Source organism: Nonomuraea sp. NPDC049141, assembly GCF_040648415.1.
Lineage (GTDB): Bacteria > Actinomycetota > Actinomycetes > Streptosporangiales > Streptosporangiaceae > Nonomuraea.
In genome coordinates this window covers 628,610-653,953 of sequence record NZ_JBEZDR010000002.1, presented here as the reverse complement: position 1 = coordinate 653,953, position 25,344 = coordinate 628,610, and the positions used below count along the sequence as shown (strand labels likewise).

Sequence of the window (25,344 nt, the reverse complement as noted above, 5' to 3'; positions counted from 1 at the left end):
AAGAAGATGAACCACCCTCATGTTCAACTGTCCGATATGCCGTTAAGCTGCTGGTATGGACGATCGCGGGCGCTACGACACGGCTACCACAGCACTCGAACCGCCGTTCGCGATCCTCGATCTCGCGGCCATGCGCGCCAACGCGGCCGATCTCGTACGACGGGCCGCCGGCAAACCGATCCGGGTGGCCAGCAAGTCGATCCGCTGCCGCTCCGTCATGGAACGCATCCTGGCCATGGACGGCTTCCGCGGCATCATGGCCTTCACGCTGCCCGAGGCGCTCTGGCTGGTCGAGCGGGGCTTCACCGACGTGCTCGTGGCCTACCCCACCGCCGACCGGCACGCGCTCGCGGCGCTGGCCGGCAATCCGCGGGCGGCCGAGGAGATCACGCTGACCATCGACTCCACCGACCATCTCGACTACATCGACGACGCGGTGGCGGCCGTCCATCCACGGCTGGAGCTCCGGCTGTCGATGGATCTCGACGCGGGATATGTGGCGCTCGGCGGGAGGTTCCGGGCGGGCGCCCTGCGCTCCACGATCCGCGAGCCCGAGCAGGCCGCCGACCTGGCCGCCGACATCGCCAAGCGGCCCGGCTTCCGCCTCGCCGGGCTGATGGCGTACGAAGGGCAGATCGCGGGGGTCGGCGATGATCCGCCGGGCAACGCGGCGTTCGCCCGGGCGATCAGGGTCATGCAGAGCCTGTCGGCCCGCGAGCTGGTCCTGCGCCGCGGCCGCATCGTGAACGCTGTCCGGCAGCTCTGCGACCTGGAGTTCGTCAACGCCGGCGGCACCGGCTCCATCGAGCGGACCGTGCGGGAGAAGGCGATCACCGAGGTGGCGGCCGGCTCCGGGTTCTTCCATCCCCGGCTCTTCGACTTCTACCGCGCCTTCACCGGCCATCCGGCCGCGCTGTTCGCGCTCCCGGTCGTGCGCCGGCCGGCGGTGGACGCGGTGACGGTGCTCGGAGGCGGCTACCTGGCCTCCGGACGGCCGGGGACGACCCTGCTGCCGCAGCCGTACCTGCCCGCGGGGCTTCGCTACACGCGCGACGAGGGCGCGGGCGAGGTGCAGACGCCGCTGCTCGGCCAGGCGGCCCAGGACCTGCGGGTCGGCGACCGGGTGTGGTTCCGGCACGCCAAGGCGGGCGAGATGTGCGAGCGCTTCCCCGAGCTCCACCTCATCGACGGCGACACCGTCGTGGAGACCGCCCCGACGTACCGGGGCGAAGGCAGGACCTTCCTGTAGAGCGGCTAGAAGCGGCGGCGACGGCGGCGCCAGAGCATGACGGCCGCGCCGACCACCAGCACCGCGCCTATGCCGATCAGCACCGGCGCCAGGCCGGGCGCCTCGTCGTCCCACAACCGGTCGGGGTTGTCACCCGGCTCGGCGGGGCGCGGTGTCATCCCGAGCGCGTCGCCGACCGAGGTCACCAGCTGACCTGCCCGCGTCTTCACGTCGGCCACCGTGCGCTCGGCGACCCGCTTGGGACTCACCCGGTCGGCGATGGCGTCGACCGTGTCCGCCAACTCCGCGCGTGTCCGCGCGATCCGCCGCTCCAGCTCGTCGGGATCGGTGTCAGCCATGGCTCTCCTCTCGACCAATGAAGCAGGCACTGAATGAAGCCAGGCACTGTTCGCTGATCAGTCTGTCAGGTCGCCGTCCCGCCTGGCACGCCGGGCAGGCCGGTAGGTTTTGTTCGACGAACTCTGGAGGGCCCCATGACCGAAACCAAGCTCGCGCCCGGCGACGCCGCGCCCGAGTTCACGCTACCCGCCGCCGACGGCGAGTCCGTCTCCCTCGAGACCTTCCGCGGCAAGCGGGTGATCCTCTACTTCTATCCCGCCGCGATGACGCCGGGCTGCACCAAGCAGGCGTGCGACTTCCGCGACAATCTCGGCCAGCTGACCGCGGAGGGTTTCGTGGTGCTCGGCGTGTCGAAGGACAAGCCGGCCAAGCTGGTCAAGTTCGCCGAGCGCGACTCCCTGAACTTCCCGCTCCTGGCCGACCCCGACCTGGACGTGCACAAGGCGTACGGCGCGTACGGCCCCAAGAAGCTCTACGGGAAGTTGATGGTGGGCGTGATCCGCTCGACCTTCGTCATCGACGCCGACGGCAAGATCGAGCAGGCCCTCTACAACGTGAAGGCCACCGGCCATGTGGCGAGCCTGAAGAAGAAGCTCGGGCTGGCGTGAGAAGGGAGGGGCCCGTCCCCCGCGCGACGGGCCCCCAGCGCACTGCCGGGACGCTAAACTCGGCTCAGGCCCGCATCGGCGGGGGCTGCGCGGGCGTGGCGAAATGGCATACGCGGCAGGTTTAGGTCCTGTTGGTGGAGACACTGTGGGGGTTCGAGTCCCCCCGCCCGCACCTCGGCTACCTCAGCGCGTAGGCCCTGATCACCTCCTGTGCCAGCGCCGCCCCGCGCGTGTCCGCGGCCTTGAGGCGCAGCGAGACATACCCGGAGGCCGGCGGCCGGTCGAGCGTGGCCTCATAGGCGCCGTTCCCCTTCGAGGTGAGCCGCCGGACCGCGCGCCACGAGGCGCCGTCGTCGTACGACACCTCCAGCGACACATCCTTGATCGGGGTTCGGTCGGCCCCGGCCGCCGAGCCGTCCTGGTGGCGCAGGGTCAGGCCGAGGCGCGGCGAGGCGGCCTGGTTGCGCAGGTCCGTCGGCGCGTCATAGTCGGCGAGCAGCAGCGGGACCGTCGTCCCCGTGCCGGCGTCGTGCTCCGACGGGAACGTCCACGCCGTCTTCGTCCTGGTCGACAGCCGGGCCCAGGTGGCGCGGTTCTCGACGTCGTACTCCATCCGGTACGCGGCGGCTCCGGCCGGAAGGAGCAGCACCCCCTGGGGGCGCCTGTCGGTCTGCGCCACCAGAGTGTCTCCCCGGTACAACCGCCAGCCGGTCTTCATACCGGTCTCGAAGTCGTCGGTCTGCGCGACGCCGGTGTTCCGCCCGGCGTCGATGAGCCCCCACAGGTCGATCTGCAGCAGGTCACCCACCCTGCGCAGCGGCCGGACCGGCCCGGGGCCGGGCAGCAGCGGCTGCTTGAACCAGGTGCGTTCGATCCGCTCACCGGCCTGGAAGGGCGCGTCGTCGGGGCCCGCGACCCCGATGTGGGCGCGGTCGTGCTCCCAGGTGTAGTTGTACGGCCGTTCCGGCGTCTCCATGCTGCTGCTCCAGCGCACCCCGGGACCGGCGGAGAGGTAGTCGACCCGGTCACGCGGCGTCCGGGAGACGGGCCGGCCCGTGTCCCAGGAGGTGGTCTCCCACGGCTGCCACCCGAAACGGTTCTCGGAGAGCGTCACGTCGTCGGCGAGCTGGCTGTAGAAGTCCGAGTCCACCCGGGCCAGGGACTTCGCGCGCACGGTGTGGTCGAGCTTGTCCCTGACCCTGCCCTCCTCGCTGAGGTACAGGTCGTACACGTACGGGCTGGCCACGATGCCCTTGGCCAGGACCGGCACCGGCAGCCGGCGCAGCCGCTCGGCCAGCCGGGCGCCCTCGCGGCCGGTGAGCGCGACGGTCGGCACCTTCAGCTTCACCCCGCTCTCGGACACCGGCAGATCGCCGTAGACCGCGACCATCCGGGCCCCGGCCGCGGCGGCGGCGTTGGACTGGGCGGCGACCGTCAGGTCGGCGGTGCGGCGGATCAGCGCGAGCCTGCCGCGCAGGTCGCGGCCCTTGAGGTCCGCGGGGGTGCCGGTCCCGGCGTCCACGGCCAGGAGCAGCGTGGTGCCGTCGAGCCGCGGGAAGTCGGCGGACAGGTCGCTGAACCACACGGGGTCGACGTAGTCGGGGTTCAGCTCCAGGCCGGCCGTCCGCATGGTGATGGCGGGGGCTTCGAGGTGCCACCGGGTGGCGACGGCGAACGCGCCCTTGGTGACCCGCCTCGTCGGCTGCAGGTAGTACGTCTCGTCGGCGCTCTCGTCCTGCAGGATGGTCTCGGTGAGCGGCGTGCCCTTGGCGGGCGTACGGGCCCAGATGAGCTTGGTCGCGGTGCCCCTGTTCCGCTTGGTCGGGTGGTCAGGCGTGTCGACCTTCACCTCGACCGCCTTGCGGGCGTCGAGCACGACCTTGGTGTCGCCGGTGATCTTCAGCTCGGGGTCTCCGGCGAGGCTCACGTTGAGCACGGTGCCACGGTCGGGGTAGGACATGCTGTCGACCGTGGGGCGCAGGGTCTTGATGACGCCGAGCACGGAGTAGGTGCCGGGCGGCACCAGCACGCACGTGCCGTCCTGGTCCTCCTCGCACCTCCGCACCGGGTCGAAGGGCAGTTCGCGGCCGTCGCGGGTGCCGTCGTCCACGTTCAGCGCGGTGATGGCGCCCTGGGCGGGGCGGCCGTCCCTGGCGATCGCGCTGACCCGCAGCCGGGCCCGCTTGACCTCGACGCTGCCGGTCAGGGAGGTGCGGATCGGCGGGCCGCCTCGCGGCGTCGCGACGAGCTCCGCGCGCTGCCGCCCGGGCTGCGCCTTGGCGGCGTCGAGGGTGAGCCGCGCCGTCGCCTTCGCGCCGGCGGGCAGGGAGAGCTCGGCGGGCGAGACGCTGAACGGGCCACCGGTGGCCAGGCCGAGGGTGACCGGGGTCTTACCGGGATTGCGGTAGGTGATCTCGCGGGTCACCGGCTTCCCTGCGGACACCTCGGACAGCCCGAAGTCGATCGGCCCCTCGGCGGCCAGCACCGGCTCTCCGAGCGCCGCGGCCACGTCGACCCGGCCGGTGCCCCGCTTGTCCACCGGGGTGTCGGGCATGGGCTTGGCCGTACCCATGAGCAGGGTCTTCAGCTCGCCGGCCGAGATGCCGGGGCGGGACTGGCGCAGGAGCGCGGCGGCCCCGGCGACGTGCGGGGTGGCCATGGAGGTGCCGGACAGGCGGGTGTAGTTGTCGTCCACCGGCTCGCCGAGCGAGGTGCCCTTGGCCCGGGCCGCGACGATGCCGACGCCCGGAGCGGTGATGTCGGGCTTCACCGCGCGCTCCAGCCCGATGGGGCCGTAGCTGGAGAACTCGGCGAGCCGGTCCTGGCCGTCGACCGCGCCGACGGTCAGCGCGGCGGGGGCGTCTCCCGGGCTCCCGACGCAGACCTCGCAGCCCCGGTTGCCCGCCGCCACCACGAACAGGGTGCCGTACGTTCCGTACAGCTCCCCCAGGGCGTCGGTCAGCGGGCCGCCCGGACTGGTGTCGCCCAGGCTCATGTTCACGATGTCGGCGTGTTTCTCCCCCGCCGCCCATTCCATCCCGTCGATGATCCACGAGCTGAGCCCCTCGCCGCCGGCGTCCAGGACCCGGCCGTTGAGCAGCTTGACGCCGGGGGCGACGCCCTTGCGCGAGCCGCCGGAGGCGGCGCCGCTGCCCGCGATGATGTCGGCGACGTGCGTGCCGTGCCCGAACTCGTCGGTCGCGCTGCCGCTGTCGGTGAAGTCGCGCTCGTCGGCGACCTTCCCCGCCAGGTCCGGGTGCCCGGTGTCGATACCGGTGTCCAGGACCGCCACCGTCGTGCCCGTGCCGTCGTAGCCCGCCGACCACGCCGCCGGCGCGCCGATCTGCGGCACGCTGTGGTCCAGCGCCGGCTCCACCTTGCGGTCGAGCCAGATCTTGGTGACACCGTCGAGCGCGCTCTTCGCACGGCCTGCGGCCAGCGCGGACAGGTCGCCGCCGAAACCCCTGGCCGCGCTCTTGGCTAAGCGGACACCCGACCCGCCGATGCTCTCCAACGTGCGGACCGCCTTCAGCGCTGGGATCACCGGCATGACGCCCTGCTTGCCGTACGTCACGATGAGCGAGATGGCGTCCGACTGGGCGTCGGTGTAGCCCTGGGCGGCGAGGGCGGTCACGTTGAAAAGGTCAGGGTCGAGACGGCCGGGGACCAGCCCCTCCACGTCGCTGGGCAGCACCGTGAGCTGCCCGGCGTCCTCGGTGATGCGGAAGCCGGCCGGCGGCCCGTCCCCGCGTGGGGCGGCCGTGACACTCGCCTTCTGGCGGCCGTCGGCGGTGACGGAGACGTGCACCTGGTCGCCGGTGATCAGCGTGATGTCGTAGCCCTGCTTCGCGGGGTCCGCCGCCGGTGCCGGAGCGCCGTCGGCGCGCGCCCCCGCGCCGGTCACCATGGTGGCCGCGGCCACCGCCAGGGAGGCGGCCACCGCTGTCCAATGCCTGGGCCTCATGGGCCACCTCCAGAAGGCGAGTAATATGCCGACCCAATTCCTAGTGACCTGGGGGCGTTCCGGTCTATAGGTCTCGCCTGGCGAGATCCCGACTTGTCGTAAACCCGCCTGGACTACGCTCCCTTACGGGACGACAGGACGGTGGTGGGCGGCCATGGCGCAACGGCGGCTACTGGAGGGCCTCGGCGTCAGCGTCGCCGAGGAGACGGCCTACCGGGCGCTGCTCCGCCACGGCCCCGCGACGCTCAGCCAGTTGGCCACCGAGACCGGCGCGTCCGCCGCGGCCATCCGCCGGATGCTGCCCCGCCTGGAGGACCTCGGACTGATCTCCCGGGTGGCGGGCAGACCGCTGCGGCTGATCGCCACGCCCCCGAACATCGCCATCGACGTGCTGGTGGCCCGCCGTCAGGAGGAGATCACGCACAGCCGGGCCGCCGCGGCGCTGCTCGCCACCGAGGTGGCCGACCGCACCGGGCCGCATCCCGAGGAGGTGCTGGAGGTGGTGACCGGCCGTTACGCCGTCGCGCGCCGCTACCTCCAGCTCGAACGGAGCGTCACGACCGAGATGCTCGTGCTGGTGCGCCCGCCGTACGCGGTCGACATCCTGGACGATCAGGAGAACCAGCAGCGTGCCGCCCACCAGGGCCCGGCCGTCCGCGGCATCTACGGACCGCTGGCGTTCGAGGAGCCCGGCATGCTGGCGCACACGCGGCAGGCGATCGCCGACGGCGAGCAGGCCCGGCTGGGGCAGGTGCCCGTCAAGCTGGCCATCGCCGACGGCCGCACGGCCATGCTGCCGCTGGTGTCCGACGAGCACCGGGCGGTGGAGAGCGCGCTGGTCGTCCATCCGTCGGCGCTGCTCGACGCGCTCGTGGGGCTGTTCGAGGTGCTGTGGCAGGCGGCCGTGCCGCTGCGGCTGTCCGCCGACCCGGCCGCGCACATCGAGCGGGAGGTGTGGCCGCAGCCGGGCGACACCGAGGTCCTCGCCCTGCTGGCGGTGGGGATGAAGGACGACGCGATCGCGCGGCAGCTCGGTCTCAGCCCGCGTACCGTGCAGCGCCGGGTGCAGGAGCTCTGCGAGCGGCTGGGGGCCCGTACGCGGTTCCACGCCGGGTTCCTGGCCGCGCAGCACGACCTGCTGGTTCTTGACCGCGGTACTGGACTGCGGGCGCCCTAACCCGTCTTGGTGGGCGTGGGCACCGGCGTGGGCATGGGCGAGGGCGTGCTGGTGGGAACCATCGTGGAAGGAGGCGTCGGCACGCCGCTGGGGATCATCGTGGAGGGCACGGCGTTGGGGCCGATCCTGGGCATCGGATTGACGTACGGCGGCTGCCGGCCGCAGTAGGTGCCGCCAGGAACCGGGCGACAGTCCTGGTAACCGGGGTAGGGCTCCCAGGCCGGGTTCTGCCAGTAGACGCGGGGCGCGTCGTGGCGGTGGACGATGCCGCTGATCATCGCCACGGCGCCGCCCCCGAGCACGCCGCCGATGACCAGTCCGATGAGACCCGCGCCGATGATCTGCGCGGGCTTCTGGCGGATGAAGTCGCGGAAGCTGTCAGAGCGCGGAGGCGCGTATGCGGCAGGTCTTTCGGTGTGGCCTAACCGGTCTCCAGGGGTCGGGTCGCGTGGCGCTTCCTCTTCGCCACGCGACCCGGCGTCACGATCATGATCCGCCATCACGATCTCCCTTTACTCGCCCCAAAGGGCGCTCCCAACGACAAGAATGCCCGATGCTCCGTAAGGCTGGTGTAAGACCTGGGTCGTACCCAGATCTCCCCCTACAGGCGGACAAATCCACGCCACAGCCTTCGTATCGTAATGATGTGTTCGGCAGGGTACTGGCTTGGTCGGGACGCCACGGCAAGCTCATGGACGGCCTCCGGGTGGCGCCGCTGGCCGTGTTCTGCGTGTCCATGGCCGTGCCCTATGGGGCGAACGGGCCGTTCAACAACGGCGGCCTGTACATCGGGGTGGCCGGCTACCTCGTCCTGTGCGCGGCGCTGATCGTCCCCCTGCTGTGGCGGCGCGACCGGCCGCTGACCGTCTTCGCGATCCTCGCGCTGACCTGCTTCGCCCAGTGGCTGGCGAAGATCGATCCGATGCCCGCCGACATCGCGGTGCTGGTCGCGCTCTACTCGGTGGCCTTGCGGTGCGCGTCCCGGTGGGCCATCGCCGCGGGCGCGGTGGCCGAGGTCGGCGTCCTCCTGGTCATGGTGCACTGGAACGCGCCGACGTTCAGCCTCTTCTTCAGCGGCTCGATCCTCGTGGTGACGGTCTGGCTGATGGGCCTGTACGCCAGGACCCGCAGGCGCTACATGGAGAGCCTGGAGGAGCGGGCCGAACGGGCCGAGCGCGAACGCGACCAGCAGGCCCGGATAGCCGCCGCGGCCGAGCGCGCCAGGATCGCCAGGGAGCTGCACGACGTGGTGGCCCACAACGTCAGCGTGATGGTGGTCCAGGCCGACGGCGCCGGATACGCCATCGGCAGCGACCCCGACCAGGCGCGGCAGGCCGTACACAACATCTCCAAGACCGGCCGCGAGGCGCTCGCCGAGATGCGCAGGCTGGTCGGCGTGCTGCGGGAGGACGGCTCCGACAGGACCGACTACACGCCGCAGCCGGGCCTCGGGCAGCTGGAGGAGCTGGTCCGCGGTGCGGGCGTGCCCGCGCGGCTGCGGATCGGCGGCCCGCCCGGCGAGCTGCCCGAGGGGCAGCAGCTCGCGGTCTACCGCATCGTGCAGGAGGCGCTGACGAACGCGCTCAAGCACGGCGGCCCCGGCGTCCGCGCGCTCGTCGAGCTGCAGTACGGCGGTCGCGAGCTGGTCGTGCGGGTGACCGACGACGGCCGGGGCGCCACGGCGCCGCGCAGCCCCGACGGGCACGGGCTGGTCGGGATGCGGGAACGGGTCGGCATGTACGGCGGAGCGGTGTCGGCGGGTCCGCGCACGGGCGGCGGATTCGAGGTGCTGGCCAGGCTGCCGGTGCCGGGCACCAGGGCGGCCTAGTGATACGGGTGATGCTGGTCGACGACCAGGAGTTGTTGCGGGCCGGGTTCAGGATGGTGCTGGGCGCCCAGCCCGACATCGAGGTGGTGGCCGAGGCCGGCGACGGGGTGCGGGCGCTGGAGGTGCTGCGCGACGTCGAGGTGGACGTGGTGCTCATGGACGTGCGCATGCCGAGAATGGACGGTGTGGAGGCGACCCGGCACATCGACGGCCCCAAGGTGCTGATCCTGACCACGTTCGACCTCGACGAGTACGCCTTCGCCGCGGTCAAGGCGGGCGCCTCGGGCTTCCTGCTCAAGGACGTGCCGACCGACGACCTGGTGAGCGCGATCCGGTCGGTGCACGCGGGCGACGCCGTCGTGGCGCCGAGCACGCTCAAGCGGATGCTCGGCAGGTTCGCCGCCCAACTGCCGACCGACCAGCTCGCGGACGCGTCAGAACTGACGCCCCGCGAGCGCGAGGTGCTGCTCATGGTGGCCCGCGGCCTGTCCAACCTGGAGATCGCCGCCCGCCTGGTGCTGGCGGAGGCGACGGTGAAGACGCACCTGGGCCGGGTGCTGGCCAAACTGGGGCTGCGGGACCGCGCCCAGGTGGTGGTCTACGCGTACGAGGCCGGGCTGGTGGTCCCGTCCCATCAGCCGAAAGGCTGACCCGGGTCATCGCAGGGCCTACCCGAAGTCCCTCCTCAGGGCCCATATTTCGCGAACTTTCCGCTCCTAAGTTGGTCACGTTCCCGCAGATGAGAAGGAGTGAACGTGACCCTCACCGATACCCGGCGCCAGGCCCCCTCAGCGGTGGTGGCCAGAGCGCTGACCAAGGTGTACGGCCAAGGCGACGCGCAGGTGCACGCCCTCCGCGGCGTGGACGTGGCCTTCGCCACGGGCGCGTTCACCGCGATCATGGGCCCTTCAGGATCCGGCAAGTCCACGCTGATGCACTGCCTGGCCGGCCTCGACACCGCCTCCTCCGGCACTGTGCACATCGGCGACGTGGAGCTGACCGGGCTCAACGACAAACAGCTCACCTTGCTGCGCCGCGAGCGGATCGGCTTCATCTTCCAGGCGTTCAACCTGCTGCCGACCCTGACCGCCGAGCAGAACATCCGCCTGCCCCTGGAGATCGCCGCCCGCCAGCCGGATCAGCTGCTCTTCGACCGCGTCATCGACACGGTCGGGCTGCGGGACCGGCTCGCCCACAAGCCGACCGAGCTCTCCGGCGGCCAGCAGCAGCGTGTCGCCGTGGCCAGGGCGCTGATCAGCAAACCCCAGGTGATCTTCGCCGACGAGCCCACGGGCAACCTCGACTCGCGCAGCGGCGCCGAGGTGCTGTCGTTCCTGCGCACGTCCGTACGCGAGCTCGGCCAGACCATCGTCATGGTCACACACGACCCGGTGGCCGCGGCGTACGCCGACCGCGTGGTGTTCCTGCGCGACGGCGAGCTGGTCAGCGAGATCAGCGCTCCCTCGCCGCAGTCCGTGCACGACACGCTGATGAAGCTGGAGGCCTGAGTTGCTGAAGACGACTCTGGCCGGACTGCGCGCGCACAAGCTGCGGCTGCTGCTCACCTCGCTGGCGATCACGCTGGGCGTCGGCTTCATCGCCGGTACGTTCGTGCTGACCGACACCATCAAGGCCGGCTTCTCGCAGCAGGCCACGGCCGAGGCGGACAAGGTCGCCCTGGCCGTACTGCCCAAGGACAATGACGCGACCCTGCCGGAACGCACGCTCGAACAGGTGCGCGGCCTCTCCGGCGTGCTGGAGGCGCAGGGGCTGATCCGCGGCAGCGCGCCACTGCTGGGCAAGGACGGCAAGGCCGTCGGCAGCCGGGCGACCATCGGCATCTCGATCGTGTCCGGCCGGCTCGGCCGCGCCGCCATACTCAGCGGCACCGGCCCCGGATCCGACGACCAAGCGGCGGTGCTCGACAAGAACACCGCCAAGGCCCAAGGACTCAAGCCCGGCGACACGATCACCGTGCTCGACCCCCGTCACCGCGAGCAGCGGTTCAGACTGGTCGGCATCATGGACACCGGCCTGGACCAGGAGCTGGGGTATTCCGGCGCGATCGGATTCACTCCGGCCACGGCTCAGCGCATGACCGGGGCCAAGGGCTTCGTCGAGATCGACATCGCGGGCGACGCCGCCGGGCTCAAGCAGGCGGTCGCCGCCGCCGCCGGAGCGGGAGCGGTGGTCAAGACGGGCGCGGAGCTCGCCAAGAGCCTGGCGGCCGCGTCCGGTGTCCAGATGGAGTCGCTGACCACCGGGCTGCTGCTGTTCGGCCTGGTGTCCATGCTGGTGGCCGCGCTGGTCATCTACAACACGTTCAACATCCTCGTCGCGCAGCGGGCCCGGGAGATGGCGCTGCTGCGCTGCATCGGCGCCACCCGCGGGCAGGTGTTCGGCTCGATCCTGCTGGAGTCCGCGGCCGTCGGCCTGCTGTCGTCCGCGCTGGGCCTGCTCGTCGGCTACGGCCTGGGCACGGCCACCTTGGCGGTGCTCGGCGCGCTCGACTCCCCGCTGCCCACGAACGCGACCATCGCACTGTCACCGGCCACGATGCTCAGCGGCCTGGCGCTCGGCCTGCTGGTCACCGTCGGGGCGGCACTGCTGCCCGCGCGGGCCGCCACCCGGGTCGCACCGATCGCGGCGCTGCGCACGCAGGTGGAGGAGCAGACGTTCCGCACGGGCGTCGTACGCGTGGTCCTCGCCACGCTCTTCCTCGTCGCCGGGCTCGGCACGGCCGGCTACGGAGCGCTGGCGCTGGACCCGGGCACGATGGTGCCGCTCTTCGTCGTGATGGGCGGCGGCGCGCTGACCTTCCTGGCCGTGCTGATCCTCGGACCGGTGCTGGTCAAGCCGCTGAGCGCGCTGGTGGGATGGATCCCGGCCAAGCTGTTCGGCGTGCCGGGACGCCTGGCCGTGGACAACTCCGGCCGCAACCCCCGCCGGGCCGCCACCACGACCGTGGCGCTGACCATCGGTGTGACGCTCATGACGCTGATCTCGGTGGTCACCGCCTCGACGCGGGAGACGATGACGGCCAAGCTCGACAGCCAGTTCCCCATCGACTACCTGCTGGCCACCCAGGAACGCGACGCCGCCGTCCCCCGATCGGTGGCCGACGAGCTGCGGCGGCGCCCCGAACTGGCCTCGGTGCTGCAGATCCGCGAGGCCAAGGCCAAGGTCTCCGGCGATTCGGTGGAGGTCGGCACCTTCAACGGCCCCATCAAGCCCGAAATCGAGTCCGGCTCGATGGCTCGGCTGGATCCTGGGCAGGTCGCGGTGGCCGACCAGGCGGCCAAGCAGTTCGGGCTGCGGCTCGGCGACACGGTCGCGGTGCGGACCGCCAAGGCCGGGACCGTCACGTTGCGGGTGGTCGCCGTCCTCAACGGCGATTCGTCGGCCCTGCCGACGCTCACCGTGGCCGAACGGTCCTTCGACGAGTACTTCGGCCAGGTGCCCGACTCGCGGGTGATGGTGAACATCAAGGACGGCGTGCCCGCCGCCCAGGCCCGCGAAGTGGTGGACGCCGCGACGGCGGCCTACCCGATGGTCCAGGTGACGAGCGCGACGGAGGTACGCGGGCAGTTCGACGAATCGCTGGACATGATGCTGATGATCATTACCGGGCTGCTGGGACTGGCGATCCTGATCTCGCTGCTCGGCATCGCCAACACGCTGTCACTGTCGGTGCACGAGCGGACCAGGGAGTCGGCGCTGCTGCGGGCACTCGGGCTGACCAGGCCGCAGCTGCGGCGGATGCTCTCGGTGGAGGCGCTGGTGCTCGGGCTGATCGGGGCGCTGGTCGGGGTGGTGCTCGGCGGCGTGTTCGGGTGGGCGGCGATGCGGGCGATGATCGCCGGCGCCGGGTTCGTGGTGCCCGGTGGGCAGATCGCGCTGTTCGTGGTGCTGTCGGGGCTGGCCGGGGTGCTGGCGGCCGTACTGCCTGCGCGGCGGGCGGCTCGGGCGTCGATCGTGGGGTCGCTGGCAACCGGATAAAGTGCGATAAATCACGATAAAGACGCCCAATTTCGGATAGAGGAGGTCTGGGGCGGCGAGCCTCACCCCTCGCGGCCCCACCTTCGGCGGCTCCGCCCGCACGGCAGCCGGACGCACAGCGACCCGGCGTACAACGGCCCGGCGTGCAGCGGCCTGGCGTACGCGCGCAACGGACCGTACGCAGGGCGAGTCGCACACGGCTGCCGGACGTCCCGGGGGCGACGCCCGGCAGCCGGGCCTACAACAGACCCACATGACGGCCAAACATCCCGAAAAGTCGCGACCCAGCCGGAAACGCCCGCCACCCGCCGCCTCCGACCACCTGGACCTAACACAGGCCCACGCGACAGCGAAACGTCCCGGAAGGCCACACCCGGCCTGGGGCGTCCACCGCCCGGCCGACGCCCGATCGGGGATGCCCACCGCCCGGTCGGGGGTACCCGCCGCCCGGTCGGAGGCGCCCTCGACCAGCCAGCGCCCCAATCGCCCTGCGCCCCGGCTTCCTGGTCAGCGAGAGGCGCGGTCTCAAGGCGCGAGAGGTGGGACCTCCTGAAGCGCGCGAAAGGCGGGAGCTCGTAGGCGCGCAGAGATGACCTCCCAGGTGCGCAAAGCGGGCGGCCCTGCCGGTCAGCGAGGGGTGCGGCCCGGCCACAGCTCGGCGACCGTCTCCGGGTCGAGGAGCGGGCGGGTGAACACTTCCCCGGTCGCCTTGTCGATCACAATGCAGCCCCCGCCGACCGTGTCGGGCAGGGTGGCCGGGTCATCGGGATCCTGCTCCCGCACCCAAGCGACATATCCCTCATTGAAGCCATGAATCCCTACCGAGACGGAGTCGTCCGCCCGCCGCACCCCGTTGAAGTACTCCTCAGCCACCGCCCGGGCCTGGTCCAGATTCATGCCGGCTGCCCCTGCCTGTCGACGATCACACAGAACACCCCGGTCACCGTCGGATAAGGCGGTTCGACGGCCATATGCCCCCGCTGGGCGTCGATCCAGATCACCTCGCCCCCCGAGTTGACCGCGTTCCACGCATGGGACCCGCCACCCGGCCAACGCACCACGATCACGGCCCCCGCGCCATGCCCCGCCTCGACCAGCCGCCGCGCCACCATCGGATAGGCGTGACGCCCCTGCCCCAAGTACTGGAACCGCTGCCCCACCCACCGCTCGATCCGCGCCGTACCCCCCACCTCACCGGTAACCAGCGGCCTGCCGATCCGGTCGTGATCCGGCCACCTCGGCGCCGCCGCCACAGGCTCACCGTGCCAGGTGGACAGCACGGCCAGCGCGCAGTCGGCCGCGTTGGACGCCCGGAACGGGTCATCGGCCGGCCCACCACCGTTGATCAGCCTCACCCAGGTCCCACGCGGATCGGGAAACCGCGTACCGAGCGGAATCGCCATCGCCAGGTCATGCTCCACCTGCGAGTCGGGCTTGGCCAGCCCCCCGGGCACACCGTAGGGCCGATAACCGGCCAACCTCGGCGGCCGCTGCGCCCGGTCGAACCAGTCCCCCTCAACGCCCTCCTGCCGCCCAGCCGCCCCTACCCCGGCTCCCCACTGCCCAGCCGCCGTCGCACCGGCCCCATGCCACCCAACTGGCGTCGCACCGGCTCCATGCCATCCAGCCGCCGTCGCACCGGCTCCCTGCCGACTCGCCGACGTCGTACCGGCTGCAGGCCACCCGGCCGCCGTAGTACCCGCTCCATGCCACCCAGCCGCCGTCGCACCGGCTCCCTGCCGACTCGCCGACGTCGTACCCGCTGTATGTCGCCTGGCCGCTCTCGGCGCGGCGCCTTGCCGCTTAGCCTCCCCCACCGCGGTTTCCTGCGGTCCGATCGCCGCCATCCCAGAGCCCTGCTGCCCAGTCGAATCAGCCCCGACTCCCTGCGGGCCTGCCGTATCAACCGCCGCCGAGCCTGAAGCGACGCTATCCGGTGAGAGCCCAAGAATGGCCGCCGCCGACGCTCCGAACGCCCCCGCCCCACCCAACACACCGGCCCCACCGGCCGCACCCTCGCCGCCGGCCGCACCTCCGCCAACGCCAGCCTCTGCGCCACCGCCCGCCGCCCTGCGGCGAGCCCCGGCGCCTCCTGCCGCCGTCCTGCGGACAGCCCCGGCACCACCCAACACACCAGCGCCTCCGGTCGCACCGCCGCCGCCAGCGCCAGCCTCTACGGCACCGCCCGCCATCCCGTGAGCAGCCCCAGCGCCGCCTGCCCCCGTCTTGCGGGCAGCCCCGGCATCACCCAACACACCGGCACCACCGGCCGTACCCTCGCCACCGGCCACGCCTCGGCCACCGCCAGCCTCTGCCGCCCTGCGGCCTACTACCGATCCGGTAGTCGCCGCACCACTCGCGACTCCAGAGCCGCCCAGCGCGTTGGTCGCTGCCTCCGGGCCGCCCGCCGAGTCACTCCTGAGGGCTGAGCCATCGGCGAGCGCCGAGCCGCTTCCGGAGATCGGGCCACGCCCGGAAGCCCACCCACCAGCGAGCGCCCCGGGAGCCAAGCCGCTGGCAGGCACAGGCCCGTTGGCCGGCCCCGACTCGCCCACTTGCGCCATTCCCGGCACACCACTCGATGCCACGCGCCGGGAGGCCGGAGGCGCCTCGTGGCGTCCGCCCGGCAGAGCTCCCGGCTGCGCCGACGCGTCCCTAGCCGACGGCGTGGACGGCTGACCACCCGACGACGTAATGGACGGAGCACTCACCTGGACGGCCCACGGCGCGACCGACTGCCCGACCGACGAAACAGACCCAACCGACGACGCAGGCGACTGCCCGCCAGACGACGTAACAGACGCACCACCCGACGAGACAGCCCACGGCACGACGGACCGCCCAGCCGACGAAACAGACCCAACCGACGACGCGGACGGCTGATCGGAGCCCCATGCGGCCGTCTGTCCTCGCGTGGCCGGCTCTCCTGGTGGGTCCGGCCAGTGCCTGGTCGACCGGTCGGCCGATGTGTCCGATGGTGCCGCTAGTGAGGCGCCCGGCTGGGTGGGCCACGGCATGACCGAGTGTTCGGGCGGTGGGTGGGTGGGAGGGGGCGGGGCCGAGGAGGGGGAGGCGGGCACGTCCGAGTCGGCGGCGCGCTCGTAGTCGCGCCACCTCATCCCGTCACCGACCACGGGGTCGTAGTGCCCCTCGGGAAGGACCCACCGCACGCTGGACTTGCGGTCGCGGAACACGTCCTGCCTCCTGTCATGGCTCGACGACCGATCGTAGAGCGACCGCCATCCCAAGGAGGGGAAGTCAGCAAGTTTCGCGGCCACGGCTACCCGCTGTACCTGCACAAACAGGGTGAAGCTCAGGCGACCTTCACCTGGATGGAGTGCCAGCCGCTCGCGCCGTCGGGTGCCGGCGGCGCCTGCTGTTCGGTCTGCGTGTGGCCGGCCGCGTCCGTGGCCCGGACCTCGATCGTGTGCTGGCCGGAGGTGGCGTCCCACTCCAGCGACCACTGCCGCCAGGTGTCGGGGCCCGGCACCTGGGCCAGTTTCGCCTGGCGCCACTCGCCCCGGTCGACGCGTACCTCTACCGCGTCGATCCCGGTGTGCTGCGCCCAGGCCACCCCCGCGATCGCGGTACGGCCGGCCGTCAGCGACGCTCCATCCCTGGGTACGTCGATGCGCGACTCCGTCTTGATGGGCCCCTTGGCGGACCAGCCGCGTGGCGTCCAGTACGCCTCGTCCTGGTCGAACCGCGTCACCTTGAGGTCCACCACCCACTTGGTCGCCGAGACGTACCCGTAGAGGCCTGGCACCACCTGGCGTACCGGGAAACCGTGTTCGACGGGCAGGACCTGGCCGTTCATCGCGATGGCGAACAGCGCGTCGCGCCCGTCCATCACCACGTCGACCGGGGTTCCGGCGGTGAAGCCGTCGTCGGAGGTGGACAGGAGCATGTCGGCGCCCGGCTGCAGGCCGGCCTCGCGCAGCAGGTCGGCCATGCGGGCGCCCAGCCAGCGGGCGTTGCCGATGTACTCGCCGCCGACCTCGTTGGACACGCAGGTCAGCGTGACGTACTCCTCGGTGAGGGGGCGCTTGAGCAGGTCGGCGTACGTGAGCTCGATCGGCCGGTCCACCATCCCGTGGATGCGCAGCTTCCACTGCTGGGGATCGACGCGGGGCACGATGAGTGCGGTGTCGACTCTGTAGAAGTCCTGATTTTTTGTGACGAATGGTGAGAGGCCTTTTATGCCGAAATCCACCCCTTGGGGCAGTGGCTTGGCCGGAACCGTGGGTTTCGGCAGTGCGATCGCCACGCGGGCGGAGTCCGCTTCCTGACTCCCTGCCAGCAGCCGCCCGACCAGGGTCGCGGCTCCGGCGGCCACCACACCGCCCGCGACACCGCCGAGCAACCGCCGCCGGTCGAACGTGTACGGCTCCGCCGTGGCCCTCATCACGGCCGGCCGCTCAACCTCAGAAGCTTCAGGGGCCTCAGGAGCCTCAGAAGAAGGACTCTCGCCGGGCAGGAGGCCACTGGACGCGGGTGCGGGTGCGGGTGACGCGGACACCGACGACCCCGAAGCGGCCGGAGCCCAAGCCGAAGCGTCCGAAGGCGCGTCCGAAGCTGACGGGTCAGAGGAGGCCGCCGCCACATCCCCGTACGACTCCTCCACCGCCCGCGCCAGCAACCACGTGAGCGCCCACGCCCCGACACCGACCCCCACCAAGGTCGGCACCACGTCGAGCACCCCCGCCCCCGGCCGCGTCATCACCGCCGCGATGCCCACGACGCCGAACGCCCCCAGCCCCACCAGCCCGTAACGGAGGCGACGAAGCGCCAGCACTCCGATGGCCGCGGCCACCAACGCGAGCACCACCAGCACACCCGCGATGAGCACGGTCTTGTCGTTCGAGCCGAAGGTGTTGATCGCGAACTCTTTGAGCCACGCGGGTGTGTTGTCCACGACCACGTTGCCCACCGCCACCACGGGGAAGGCCGCGGGATTCAGCAGCCCGGCGACGAGTTGCGCAACGCCGAGCGCCACGGCCCCGGCCACCATTCCCGCCAGCGCCCCGGCCCAGGCGGGCACCACACTGTTCCTCTGCACGGTTATGACGCTACGCCTCTGGCGGCCGGTGGTTCTTACGCGATGGTTACGTCAGCGAGTGGTACGTCAGCGACGTGGTTAGGTCAGCGGGTGATGAGGTCGCGGACGATCGGGGCGAGGGCGCGGAAGGCGCGGCCCCGGTGGCTGATGGCGTCCTTCTCGTCGGCGGAGAGCTCGGCCGCGGTGCGCGTCCCGCCCTCGGGCACCAGGATGGGGTCGTAGCCGAACCCGTTGGTGCCGCGGGGCGTGGTGACGAGGTGACCCGCCAGCGTACCCTCGACCACGCGCGACTCCCCCGACGGCAGCGCCAGCGCGGCCGCGCACGCGAAGTGGGCGGTCAGCTTGTCGGCGGGTACGTCGGAGATCTGCGCCAGCAGCAGGCCGAGGTTGGCCTGGTCGTCGCCGTGCCGCCCGGACCAGCGGGCCGAGAACACACCGGGCATGCCGTTGAGCACGTCGACGCAGAGGCCCGAGTCGTCGGCCACCGCGGGCAGCCCCGAGCCCTGGGCCACGGCGTGCGCCTTGAGCAGGGCGTTCTCCTCGAACGTGACGCCGGTCTCGGCCACCTCGCCGATCGAGGGGAACTCTTCGAGCCCGACGATGTCGAACCCGGACAGGATCCGGCGCAGCTCAGCGATCTTGCCCGCGTTGCGGGTGGCCAGGACGATCTTCATTTCCCCAGCGCCTCCTGCTGGATCAGGGTGAGCTCCTCACAGCCGGCGACGGCCAGGTCGAGGAGTTGGTTGAGCGTGCCGCGGTCGAACGGGGCGCCCTCGGCGGTGCCCTGCACCTCGACGAAGCTGCCGGCGCCGGTCATCACCACGTTCATGTCGGTCTCGGCCGCCACGTCCTCGGTGTAGCAGAGGTCGAGCATCGGCACCGAGCCGACCACGCCGACCGAGACGGCGGCCACCGAGTCGACCAGCGGGTCGCCGGGGCACATGCGGCGCTCGCGCATCCACGCGACCGCGTCGGCGAGTGCCACGTAGGCGCCGGTGATCGCGGCGGTCCTGGTGCCGCCGTCGGCCTGCAGGACGTCGCAGTCGAGCAGGATGGAGTTTTCGCCCAGGGCCTTGTAGTCGACGCAGGCCCGCAGCGAGCGGCCGATCAGCCGGGAGATCTCGTGCGTACGGCCACCGATCTTCCCGCGGACCGACTCGCGGTCGTTGCGGGTGTTGGTGGCGCGCGGCAGCATCGCATACTCGGCCGTGACCCAGCCCTGGCCGCTCCCCCGGCGCCAGCGCGGCACGCTGTCCTGTACGGACGCCGCGCACAGAACCCGGGTGCCGCCGAACTCCACCAGCACCGAGCCTTCGGCATGGGTAATCCATTGCCTGGTAATGGTGATAGGGCGGAGCTGGTCGGGGTTTCGGCCATCCTGTCGCGACATGCAGATCACCCTATCTCCGCGCCGCAACGCTCTTGACCGAATGTGTCCGACACATGGATCCTTACGCAATGACAACGGGGGTGTTGCGTAACCCTGACTTTCTCCGGTTCCTCAGTTCGCACGTGGCCAACGAACTCGGAGCCAACATTTCCCGCGTGGCGCTCCCTTTGGTCGCCGTGCTGGCTCTGCACGCCACTCCGATGGAGGTCGGCGTGCTCTCCGCATTGCAGACCACGGCGTTCCTGGCGATCGGCCTGCCCGCCGGGGTCTGGGTGGACCGGATGCGCAGGCGTCGCGTGATGCTGACCTCCGACCTGATCCGGTGCCTGCTGCTGGCGAGCATCCCGGTCAGCGAGGCGCTCGGTCTGTTATCCGTCGGCGTACTGTACGTGGTCGCGCTGCTAATCGGCACGGCCCAGGTGTTCAACGACGTCGCCGACCAGACCTACCTGCCGGAGCTGGTGAGCAAGGACGGTCTGAGCGACGGCAACTCCAAACTCGAATTCGTCCGGTCGGGCGGCGCGCTCGCCGGTCCCAGCCTGGGCGGCGCGCTCGTGCAGCTGGTCGGGGCCTCGCGCACGATGCTGGCCACCGCCGTGGCCGCGTTGGGCTCGGTGCTCCTGCTGAGCGCCATCAAGGCCCCCGACAAGCCGCCGGTCTCCGGGGAACGACCGCGGATGTTCCCCGGTATCGCTGAGGGGCTCGGGTTCGTCTGGCGCGACCGGCTGCTGCGGACGATCGTCGCCACGACCGCGGCGACGAACCTGACTCTCAGCGCCGTGGTCAGCCTGTCCGTGCTGTTCCTGGCCGACGTGGTCCGCCTGCCGGCCGGCCTGATCGGCGTCCTGCTCATGTCCGGCGCGGTCGGCGGGCTGCTCGGCGGCCTCACCGGGAGCCGGCTGTTCAGCAGGTACGGCACGGCCAGGGTGACCTGGCTGGCCATCACCGTCACCTCACCCTTCGGCCTGCTGCTCCCCATGACGCAGGCCGGCTGGCGGATCTCCTTGTTCTCGATCACCTCGATAGCGCTCTCATGGGGCGCGATCATCTACAACATCGGGCAGCTCACCTATCGGCAGACCATCACGCCGGAGGGGATGCTGGGGCGGGTCAACGCGACGGTCCGGTTCATCGTCTGGGGCACGATGCCGCTGGGCGCGTTGCTCGGCGGCATCGTGGCTCAGCACATCGGCGTGCGGGAGGCACTCTGGGTGTTCATGGGGGCGCGGCTGGTCTCGTTCCTGCCGCTGATGTTCTCGCCGCTGCCGCGGCTGCGCGACTTCTCCCAGCTTCAGGCCAAGTCGTAGACGGCTCGCAGGTTCAGGCCAAGTCGTAGACGGCCCCGCTGCGGGCCAGGTCGATCGGGCCGCCGTAGCCGCCCCGGCAGGCGTCGTCCATGATCTGCAGCTGGTCGTGCCAGGGCACGAGGTGGGTGAGCACCAGCCTGCCCACCCCGGCCTTGGCGGCGTGCTCAGCGGCCTGGCGGCCCGACATGTGCAGGTCGGCCGGCATCCCCGGCTGGTCGAGGAACGACGACTCACACAGCATCAGGTCGACACCCGCGGCCAGCCGTACCAGTTCGGCGGACTCGCCGGTGTCGCCCGAGTAGGCGAGGCTCCGGCCGCCGTGCGTGACGCGGAAGCCGTACGCCTCGACCGGGTGGTTGACCTGGCCGGCGGCGAGGGTGAACGGCCCGACCTCGAAGGGGCCCGGGGTCAGCGGGATGAAGTCGAAGGCGGTCTCCATGCCCGGCTCGTCCGGCATGCCGTAGGCGGCGGCCAGGCGGCGTGGCGCGTCGGCGGGCGCGTGGACGGGCACTCGGGGGTACGGCGCGGCCGGCCCGTACGTACGGGCCACGTGGTACGCGCACATGTCGAGGCAGTGGTCGGCATGCAGATGGCTCAAGCAGATGGCGTCCACGTCGTAGAGCCCGATATAGCGCTGAAGCACTCCCAGGGACCCGTGGCCGAAGTCGAGGAGCAGCCTGAACCCCTCGGCCTCGACCAGATAACAGGACGAAGGGCTGTCGGGGCCTGGAAAGCTACCCGAACAGCCGATGATGGTCACCTTCATGTGGGCCTCCCGTTTGAGGTAATACCCCCCACTGGCGTGACTTCGACCGCGTCGATCTCCGGGCCGAGGAAGCGTCGCCCGAGCCGGGCGAAGAGCAAGGAGTCGCCTGTGGCGCGGAAGCGGTGCCGGGGGGTGGCCTCGCTTCCTGCCGCCATGTCACGGTCGTGCAGGATGCGGTAGACGTCCTTGGCCGTCTCGTCGGCGCTGGAGACGAGCGTCACCCCGTCACCGGCGACATAGGAGATCGCGCCGGTGAGCAGCGGGTAGTGGGTGCAGCCGAGGATGAGCGTGTCGCACCCGGCCGCCCTGATGGGGTCCAGGTAGTCGCGCACGACCTCGATGAGCTCCTCGCTCGCCGTCTCTCCGCGTTCGACGTACTCCACCAGGCGTGGGGCGGCCACGCCGGTGAGCTGTACGTCGGGAGCCGCGGTGAAGGCGTCGTGATAGGCCATGGACTCGATGGTCGACCTGGTGGCGATCACACCGACCCTGCCGGTGCGGGTGGCACGCACCGCGCGCCGGGTCGCGGGCTGGATCACCTCGACGACCGGCACGTCGTAACGCTCGCGCGCGTCGCGCAGCACGGCGGCACTGGCGCTGTTGCACGCGATCACGAGCATCTTGACGTCGTTCGCGACGAGGTGGTCCATCACCTCCAGCGCGTAGGCGCGAACCTCTGCGATGCGTTTCGGCCCGTACGGCTGACGGGCCGTGTCGGCCACATAGGTGATGGACTCATGGGGGAGCTGGTCGATGATCGCCCTGGCGACCGTCAGCCCGCCCACCCCGCTGTCGAAGATCCCGATACTCGTGTCCGGCACCTTTAAGAGGGTAGGCGACCTGCGACATCTTCACTGCGTAAGAATGCTCACAGCCCGCGTGTCACCCGCGCCCCACCCGGGCGAGCTGACGGCACTGGGCGACCAGCCGGCCCTGGGAGTCCCACGCCTCGACCTCCTCGTCGAACCAGCCGTCGGAGACGAGCCGGCCGCTGCCGATCAGGGTGAGCCAGCCGGGAGCGGGCAGCGCCCGCAGGTGCCAGGTGAGGTCAACGGTGGGCGCCCAACCTCGCGCGCCGGCCGAGAACACGACGGGCGGCAGCGAGTCCACGGCCAGGGCGAGCACGTACGGGTCGGGGTCCTGGGGCTCCGCCATCCTGAAGTACGCCCTGGACTCGGGCCGGCCACTGGGCTCGCCGCTCAGCCAGCCGATCGTGGGCGGGTCGAAGAGCATCTCCATCTGGGCGTTGAGCGTCATGTTCGACTCGGGCCTGGGGTCGGGCAGCTTGGCGCAGTCTTCCGGCCGTGGCATGACATATCCCGGTTTATCGGCGTACATCGGCTCGACGTCGCCGAGCGTGGCCGTGGTGATCAGGCTCTCGATCTGCGCCACACCGTCCTGGACGAGCGTCGCCCGGGTGAAGGCCGCCGTCCTGCCCGCCTTGAGCTGCTCGATCCGGACCCGCGCGGGACCGGGCGCGGGCGACTTGAGAAACTGGGCCGAGGTGCTCACCGGATGCTCGAACGGCGACGCGTCCACGACCGCGCGCAGGATCACCGCCAGCAGGTAGCCGCCGTTGAGCGGGCCACCGATCACGTAGCCGGGGTCGAGGCAGACGTCATAGGTGGCCTCGTCGACCCGGATCGCCTGCGTGGCCTCATCGAACTTGGTCATCGCCCTGCCTCAGGTACGGAACTATATTCTAGTAACCCTACATCAGCACCTCAAAGCAGGAACTCTCAGGCGTCTAAGTACATTGCAAGCGACCGTCTAGCAACATCAGCTACTTTCTTTGTGGTCAAAAGTCCACATTGTGAGTTGAGTGATGTCTGCTAATAATCCCCCGAGTGGCCAAGATCCTAACCGGACCACGGCGTACCGCTGGAACCAGGAGCAGCAGCCCGGGAATCCGCCGGGCCAGCCGTATCCACCGCAGCAGTCCTACCAGCAGCCCCAGTACGGCCAGCAGGCCCCCTCAGGTCAGCAGGCTCCCTACGGGCAGCAGGCGTCCTATGGCCAGCAGCCCCAGTACGGGCAGCAGTCTTATGGTCAGCAACAACAGCCCCAGTACGGCCAGCAACCGCCGTCCTACGGCCAGCAGCCCCAATATGGGCAGCAGCCCCAGTACGGCCAGCAGGACCCGTACGCGCAGACCGGTTGGCAGCAGCAGGGCCCCGAGGGCTTCGGCCCCGCCGAGCCCGCCAAGAAGAGCCGCAAGGGTTGGATCATCGCCATCGCCTCGGCGCTGGCCGTCGTCCTGCTCGGTGGCGGCGCGGTCTGGGCGGTCGGCGCGATCGGCGGCGGTGGCACGCAGCCGCACGAGGTGCTGCCCGCCAGCTCGATCGCCTATGTACGGCTCGACCTGGACCCGGCGGCCAACCAGAAGCTCGCGCTGTTCCAGATCGCCAGGAAGTTCACCGTCACCAAGGACACCTTCAGGGGTGAGGACCCGCGCAAGGCGGTGTTCGACCTGACCCAGGACGCCGGTCTGTCCAAGGTCGACTTCGCCAAGGACGTCGATCCCTGGCTGGGCAGCAGGATCGGCCTGGCCGTCATCCCGTCGGGCGGCAAAGAGCCGGACTTCGCCGTGGCCGTCCAGGTCAAGGACGAGGCGCAGGCCAAGGCCGGCATCACCAAGCTGATGGGCAAGGAGAAGTTCGGCCTGTCCTTCCGTGACGACTACGCGCTGGTGACCTCCACACAGACGCTGGCCGACAAGTACGCCGCCGACACCACCAGCCTCGCCGACAACGCCGACTTCAACGACGACGTGAACGCGGTCGGCGAGCAGGGCGTGCTGTCGTACTGGGCGCACCTCGGCAAGGTCGGCGAGCTGGCGGTGACCGACAAGTCGAGCGAGGAGGCCAAGGCGCTCGAACAGGTCAAGAACGCCAGGTTCGCCGGCGCGCTCCGCTTCGACAGCGCCTACGCCGAGCTGGCCGGTGTCGTCCGCGGCGCCGAGGGCATGGTCGAGGGCGACCTGGAGCCCGCCAAGCTGTCCGCGCTGCCCGCCTCCACCGCGGGCGCGTTGTCCTACTCGGGCCTCGACCAGATCATCACCAAGAAGTGGGCCGAGATCGAGCAGTCCATCGCGGCGACGCCCGCGGGGGCCCAGTTCAAGCAGTTCGTCGACCAGGCCAAGCAGACCTACGGCCTGCAGCTGCCCGACGATCTGGCCACGGTCCTCGGCAAGAACCTGACCCTCGCGGTCGACGCCCAGGGCCTGGACAGCGACAAGATCAAGGCCGGCGTCCGCATCACGACCGACCCGGCCAAGGCGCAGGCCGTGTACGACAAGATCCAGAAGGCCATGTCGTCCAGTGGCCAGCCCACTCCCCAGCTCGCCAAGGTCGCGGGTGACGGCACGTTCACCGTCGCCACCACCGACGAGTACGCCAAGGCGTTGGCCGCCGACGGCACGCTGGGTGAGAGCCAGACCTTCAAGGACGCCGTTCCGGATGCCGACGAGGCCACCTACGCCCTGTTCGTGGATCTGGACAAGGTCGAGAAGTACTACCTGCCGAACATGGAGGGCGACGACAAGGCCAACGCCCAGGTCCTGCGGGCGGTCGGCCTGAGCGGCAAGCAGACGGCCACGGAGGCCAGCTTCTCGCTGCGGGTGCTGTTCAACTGAAGCAAGGGTGGCCGCCCCTCAGGG

At 70.9% G+C, this 25,344-nt stretch carries 20 protein-coding genes and 1 tRNA gene; 10 read left to right on the top strand and 11 right to left on the bottom strand.

What is annotated here, in order from left to right; all coding sequences use genetic code 11:
• Positions 1 to 55: 55 nt before the first annotated feature.
• Positions 56 to 1,249, top strand: coding sequence for an amino acid deaminase/aldolase (locus tag AB0B91_RS07840; RefSeq protein WP_358317230.1), 1,194 nt, complete (start codon positions 56 to 58; stop codon positions 1,247 to 1,249).
• Between the two features lie 5 nt (positions 1,250 to 1,254).
• Here the strand turns inward: AB0B91_RS07840 and AB0B91_RS07835 are convergent, their stop codons facing one another.
• Positions 1,255 to 1,587 (bottom strand): DUF3618 domain-containing protein, encoded by a 333-nt coding sequence (locus AB0B91_RS07835; RefSeq protein ID WP_358317228.1) that lies wholly within the window; start codon positions 1,585 to 1,587, stop codon positions 1,255 to 1,257.
• A 135-nt stretch (positions 1,588 to 1,722) separates the two neighbouring features.
• Between AB0B91_RS07835 and bcp the strand changes: the two genes are divergently transcribed.
• Entirely contained in the window at positions 1,723 to 2,196 is a 474-nt protein-coding gene (gene bcp / locus AB0B91_RS07830) for a thioredoxin-dependent thiol peroxidase (RefSeq protein ID WP_358317226.1), read from the top strand.
• Between the two features lie 89 nt (positions 2,197 to 2,285).
• A tRNA-Leu gene (locus tag AB0B91_RS07825) sits at positions 2,286 to 2,368 on the top strand.
• A gap of 6 nt (positions 2,369 to 2,374) precedes the next feature.
• Here AB0B91_RS07825 and AB0B91_RS07820 read toward each other — a convergent pair.
• Positions 2,375 to 6,160, bottom strand: a complete 3,786-nt coding sequence (locus AB0B91_RS07820) for a S8 family serine peptidase (RefSeq protein ID WP_358317224.1) — start codon at positions 6,158 to 6,160, stop codon at positions 2,375 to 2,377.
• Positions 6,161 to 6,314: 154 nt separating this feature from the next.
• Between AB0B91_RS07820 and AB0B91_RS07815 the strand changes: the two genes are divergently transcribed.
• Positions 6,315 to 7,337 carry a helix-turn-helix domain-containing protein gene (locus tag AB0B91_RS07815; RefSeq protein ID WP_358317222.1) on the top strand — a complete coding sequence of 341 codons (1,023 nt, stop codon included), beginning with the start codon at positions 6,315 to 6,317 and terminating at the stop codon, positions 7,335 to 7,337.
• Here AB0B91_RS07815 and AB0B91_RS07810 read toward each other — a convergent pair.
• Positions 7,334 to 7,837 carry a hypothetical protein gene (locus AB0B91_RS07810; protein WP_358317220.1) on the bottom strand — a complete coding sequence of 168 codons (504 nt, stop codon included), beginning with the start codon at positions 7,835 to 7,837 and terminating at the stop codon, positions 7,334 to 7,336. The two genes, AB0B91_RS07815 and AB0B91_RS07810, sit on opposite strands and share 4 nt — an antisense overlap.
• Before the next feature lie 146 nt (positions 7,838 to 7,983).
• Between AB0B91_RS07810 and AB0B91_RS07805 the strand changes: the two genes are divergently transcribed.
• The 4 genes from AB0B91_RS07805 (at position 7,984) to AB0B91_RS07790 (ending at position 13,164) form a co-directional block, all read left to right on the top strand.
• Entirely contained in the window at positions 7,984 to 9,165 is a 1,182-nt protein-coding gene (locus AB0B91_RS07805) for a histidine kinase (RefSeq protein WP_358317219.1), read from the top strand.
• Positions 9,165 to 9,815, top strand: coding sequence for a response regulator transcription factor (locus AB0B91_RS07800; protein ID WP_358317218.1), 651 nt, complete (start codon positions 9,165 to 9,167; stop codon positions 9,813 to 9,815). The genes AB0B91_RS07805 and AB0B91_RS07800 overlap by 1 nt, the downstream gene beginning before the upstream one ends.
• Positions 9,816 to 9,920: 105 nt before the next feature.
• Positions 9,921 to 10,673: an ABC transporter ATP-binding protein gene (locus AB0B91_RS07795; protein WP_358317216.1), complete on the top strand. Its 753-nt coding sequence runs from the start codon at positions 9,921 to 9,923 to the stop codon at positions 10,671 to 10,673.
• 1 nt (position 10,674) lies between these two features.
• On the top strand, positions 10,675 to 13,164 hold the full coding sequence (locus tag AB0B91_RS07790) for an FtsX-like permease family protein (RefSeq protein ID WP_358317214.1): 2,490 nt from the start codon (positions 10,675 to 10,677) through the stop codon (positions 13,162 to 13,164).
• A 627-nt stretch (positions 13,165 to 13,791) separates the two neighbouring features.
• On the opposite strand, the gene AB0B91_RS07785 is transcribed toward AB0B91_RS07790, so the two are convergent.
• The 5 genes from AB0B91_RS07785 to rph form a co-directional block, all read right to left on the bottom strand.
• A complete protein-coding gene (locus AB0B91_RS07785) occupies positions 13,792 to 14,061 on the bottom strand; it encodes a hypothetical protein (RefSeq protein WP_358317212.1) in 270 nt (89 codons plus the stop codon).
• On the bottom strand, positions 14,058 to 14,618 hold the full coding sequence (locus AB0B91_RS07780; protein WP_358317210.1) for a toxin glutamine deamidase domain-containing protein: 561 nt from the start codon (positions 14,616 to 14,618) through the stop codon (positions 14,058 to 14,060). The genes AB0B91_RS07785 and AB0B91_RS07780 overlap by 4 nt, the downstream gene beginning before the upstream one ends.
• A 1,859-nt stretch (positions 14,619 to 16,477) precedes the next feature.
• On the bottom strand, positions 16,478 to 18,175 hold the full coding sequence (locus tag AB0B91_RS07775) for a molybdopterin-dependent oxidoreductase (RefSeq protein ID WP_358317513.1): 1,698 nt from the start codon (positions 18,173 to 18,175) through the stop codon (positions 16,478 to 16,480).
• A 131-nt stretch (positions 18,176 to 18,306) separates the two neighbouring features.
• Positions 18,307 to 18,897, bottom strand: coding sequence for an RdgB/HAM1 family non-canonical purine NTP pyrophosphatase (gene rdgB / locus AB0B91_RS07770; RefSeq protein ID WP_358317208.1), 591 nt, complete (start codon positions 18,895 to 18,897; stop codon positions 18,307 to 18,309).
• On the bottom strand, positions 18,894 to 19,613 hold the full coding sequence (rph, locus tag AB0B91_RS07765; protein ID WP_358317206.1) for a ribonuclease PH: 720 nt from the start codon (positions 19,611 to 19,613) through the stop codon (positions 18,894 to 18,896). Before rph ends, rdgB begins: the two co-directional genes overlap by 4 nt.
• A gap of 53 nt (positions 19,614 to 19,666) precedes the next feature.
• On the opposite strand from rph, the gene AB0B91_RS07760 reads away from it, so the two are divergent.
• Entirely contained in the window at positions 19,667 to 20,920 is a 1,254-nt protein-coding gene (locus AB0B91_RS07760; protein WP_358317204.1) for an MFS transporter, read from the top strand.
• Between the two features lie 13 nt (positions 20,921 to 20,933).
• Here AB0B91_RS07760 and AB0B91_RS07755 read toward each other — a convergent pair whose 3' ends face one another.
• The 3 genes from AB0B91_RS07755 to AB0B91_RS07745 form a co-directional block, all read right to left on the bottom strand.
• Entirely contained in the window at positions 20,934 to 21,686 is a 753-nt protein-coding gene (locus AB0B91_RS07755) for an MBL fold metallo-hydrolase (protein WP_358317202.1), read from the bottom strand.
• The gene (gene murI / locus AB0B91_RS07750) at positions 21,683 to 22,507 is read right to left on the bottom strand and encodes a glutamate racemase (protein WP_358317200.1); all 825 of its coding nucleotides are present in this window, start codon (positions 22,505 to 22,507) and stop codon (positions 21,683 to 21,685) included. Before murI ends, AB0B91_RS07755 begins: the two co-directional genes overlap by 4 nt.
• A gap of 61 nt (positions 22,508 to 22,568) precedes the next feature.
• Positions 22,569 to 23,360, bottom strand: a complete 792-nt coding sequence (locus AB0B91_RS07745) for a thioesterase family protein (protein WP_358317198.1) — start codon at positions 23,358 to 23,360, stop codon at positions 22,569 to 22,571.
• A gap of 151 nt (positions 23,361 to 23,511) precedes the next feature.
• On the opposite strand from AB0B91_RS07745, the gene AB0B91_RS07740 reads away from it, so the two are divergent.
• Positions 23,512 to 25,320, top strand: a complete 1,809-nt coding sequence (locus tag AB0B91_RS07740; protein WP_358317511.1) for a DUF3352 domain-containing protein — start codon at positions 23,512 to 23,514, stop codon at positions 25,318 to 25,320.
• The last annotated feature ends 24 nt before the right edge of the window (positions 25,321 to 25,344 follow it).